The 2,630-nt window shown below is 43.0% G+C and carries 5 protein-coding genes; all 5 read left to right on the top strand.

The features are described 5' to 3' along the window. Window positions 1–681: ERF family protein (locus Xsto_RS20360; RefSeq protein ID WP_211284361.1), on the top strand; the 681-nt coding region annotated here is incomplete at its 5' end. Then, window positions 671–1,366 carry a YqaJ viral recombinase family protein gene (locus tag Xsto_RS20355; RefSeq protein ID WP_099126269.1) on the top strand — a complete coding sequence of 232 codons (696 nt, stop codon included), beginning with the start codon at window positions 671–673 and terminating at the stop codon, window positions 1,364–1,366. The genes Xsto_RS20360 and Xsto_RS20355, both read left to right, overlap by 11 nt. Then, entirely contained in the window at window positions 1,359–1,907 is a 549-nt protein-coding gene (locus Xsto_RS20350; protein WP_099126268.1) for a single-stranded DNA-binding protein, read from the top strand. Before Xsto_RS20355 ends, Xsto_RS20350 begins: the two co-directional genes overlap by 8 nt. 43 nt (window positions 1,908–1,950) lie before the next feature. Then, window positions 1,951–2,235, top strand: coding sequence for a hypothetical protein (locus Xsto_RS20345; RefSeq protein ID WP_099126267.1), 285 nt, complete (start codon window positions 1,951–1,953; stop codon window positions 2,233–2,235). Between the two features lie 94 nt (window positions 2,236–2,329). Beyond that, window positions 2,330–2,630 (top strand): zinc-finger-containing protein (locus tag Xsto_RS20340; RefSeq protein ID WP_244590478.1); only part of this gene is annotated, 301 nt, incomplete at its 3' end.

Genomic DNA, 2,630 nt, shown 5'->3' with positions numbered 1-2,630 from the left:
GTCTCCTCTAATGCAGATATAGATAAATTAGAGCGGCTGCTAGAATTACAAACAAAATGGGAGGCCGGACAGTCAAGAAAGGAATTCCTAGATGCTATGGCAGCATTTCAAAGTTCTCTGCCTACCATTAAAAAATTAAAACAAGCTGATTTTGGCCCAGGGAAAGCTAAATACAAATATGCATCATTGGATGATATCTCGGAGCAGATAAAACCTTTTTTACAACAATTCGGCTTGTCGTATCGATTTGAGCAAGAGATGGAAGGCGGCGTAATTACCGTCAAATGTATTGTTAGTCACAAATCAGGGCATCAAGAAATTTGTGAAATGATGTCTACCCCTGATCAGTCAGGAGGGAAAAATAACATTCAGCAATCAGCATCCGCTATCACATACCTCCGACGTTACACATTAACGGGAGCGCTGGGTATTGCTACAGCAGATGAAGATATAGACGGACGGTTAGAGAATACTGCCTCATTAAATGGAATAAGCGCCAAGACAATGAAACGCATTGATTCCATGCTCATTGAAATGAATAAAACATGGGATGATGATTTATTGCCGTTGTGTTCAAAGATATTCAAAAGGGACGTAACGTCACCCTATGATTTGTCTGAATCAGAAGCCAATAAAGCTGAAGATTTCCTTTCTAAAAAGGTGAAAAGCAATGGTCAGTAATGAATCAATCTTAGTAAAAACAGGGATTGATTTACAAAAAGTGAAGCAAGGATCATTTGACTGGCATAGATTGAGATTGGGTGTAATCACAGCATCCAATGCTGGAAAGCTACTGTCAAAAACAAAGGACGGGAAAAAGTGGACAGACACCAAGATGACGTATTTTTATACGTTACTTGGTGAAGTATGTACTGGGAATGTCGTCGAGGTAAATGCAAAATCGCTGGCATGGGGTAAGGAATACGAGGAGTCAGCGCGAGCGACATTTGAGTTTGTGACTGATGTTGATGTAATAGAAGCGCCAATTTTATTCAAGGATGAGTCACTTAGAACAGCATGCTCACCAGATGGACTTTGTAGTAATGGGTTTGGTCTGGAACTCAAATGCCCATTTACTACCTCTGCGTTTATGAAATTTCGACTAGGTGGTTTCGAGGCCATCAAGTCAGAATATATGGCTCAAGTTCAGTATTCCATGTGGGTGACTGGGAAAAGTCAGTGGTATTTCGCTAATTATGACCCACGTATGGCGCGTGAGGGTATTCATTATGTTGCTGTTGAAAGGGATGAAAAAATCATGGCTCAATTCAATGAACTAGTACCAGAATTCATAGAAAAAATGGATGAATCTTTAAAGGAAATAGGATTTGAATTCGGTGATCAATGGAGGGTCAATAATGGCTAGCAAAGGCGTTAACAAGGTTATTTTGGTTGGTCAATTAGGCCAAGACCCGGAGGTGCGTTATCTACCAAACGGTGGTGCGGTGACAAATATCACATTAGCTACCTCTGAAACATGGCGGGATAAGCAATCCGGGGAAATGAAGGAAAAAACCGAATGGCACAGAGTAGTAATATTCGGGAAACTCGCCGAAATTGCCGGTGAATATCTGAGAAAAGGTACTCAGGTTTATATTGAAGGCCAGTTACAAACACGGAAGTGGCAAGATCAGCAAGGGCAAGATCGTTATTCCACTGAGGTGGTGGTAAATATCGGTGGGACTATGCAAATGTTGGGTAATAAGCAAGGAAGTCAGCAAGGTCAACAGTCACAGCCTCAACATTCAGGGCAGCAGCAACAATCCCAGCTATGGGGACAGCAGCCACAAGGGCAGGCTCAAGGGCCGGTTCAACAATCAGCACCGCCACCAATGGATTTTGATGATGATATTCCATTCAGTCCAATCGGCAAGCAATACCCCAACCATGCTATCTATGTGATTTAACCAACCAAAATAATATTTACTGGAATAATAGAAAGGTGAATATATGGCAATAATTCAGTACTACGTAGCTTACAGTAAAGAAACAATCCCTGATGAGGTCTCGGAAAATCGTCGCTACGAACTTGAAGCAGACAATAACTATAGTGCCGATGATGACGACTTTGAATACTGCCTACAGGATTGTGCGGATGATTATTACTCTAATCATGATGGCTGGGAAGGTAAGTGGCCTCTGTTATTTATGCTGTGGATTGGCGATTTATACATAGGAATGTTTGAAGTTGAATGCGAATACGAGCCTGTATTTTCTTCTAGTCAAGTTGCTTAGTTCAAGCCAAAACATCTAACCCTACACCCTATCACTACGCTGCTGTGCGGCGGGAGGAGATGTAATGCCGTGAAAGCAGCATTAAGGAGGTTGCATGTATACCCCATGGAACCCAAACCCCAAAGCGATCCTCAGAGTTAACGACCCCTACCCCATTCCGACACACTGCCGATATTGTGGCAGGCACGTGATGATTGAGCATCATCTGAATGTCTTTAAACGCATCCATGACAGCCGCTGGCCGTGGTTATACCACTGCTGGACATGTGGCGCGCGTGTCAGCATCCACCCGGAAACCGATATCCCGATGGGGTCACTGGCGGATAAGAAAACGCGACAGGCCAGAGTATCAGCACATCGTTATTTTGATGATGTCGTCAGGAGTCGTAATTTAG

The organism is Xenorhabdus stockiae (genome assembly GCF_002632825.1).
Classification (GTDB): Bacteria; Pseudomonadota; Gammaproteobacteria; order Enterobacterales; family Enterobacteriaceae; genus Xenorhabdus; species Xenorhabdus stockiae.
This window is presented reverse-complemented; position numbering and strand designations above follow the sequence as displayed.

Bases quoted from the DNA above. Each gene is read 5' to 3' on its own strand.
- Xsto_RS20355 (WP_099126269.1), top strand. From the start codon at position 671: ATGGTCAGTAATGAATCAATCTTAGTAAAAACAGGGATTGATTTACAA.
- Xsto_RS20350 (WP_099126268.1), top strand. From the start codon at position 1,359: ATGGCTAGCAAAGGCGTTAACAAGGTTATTTTGGTTGGTCAATTAGGC.
- Xsto_RS20345 (WP_099126267.1), top strand. From the start codon at position 1,951: ATGGCAATAATTCAGTACTACGTAGCTTACAGTAAAGAAACAATCCCT.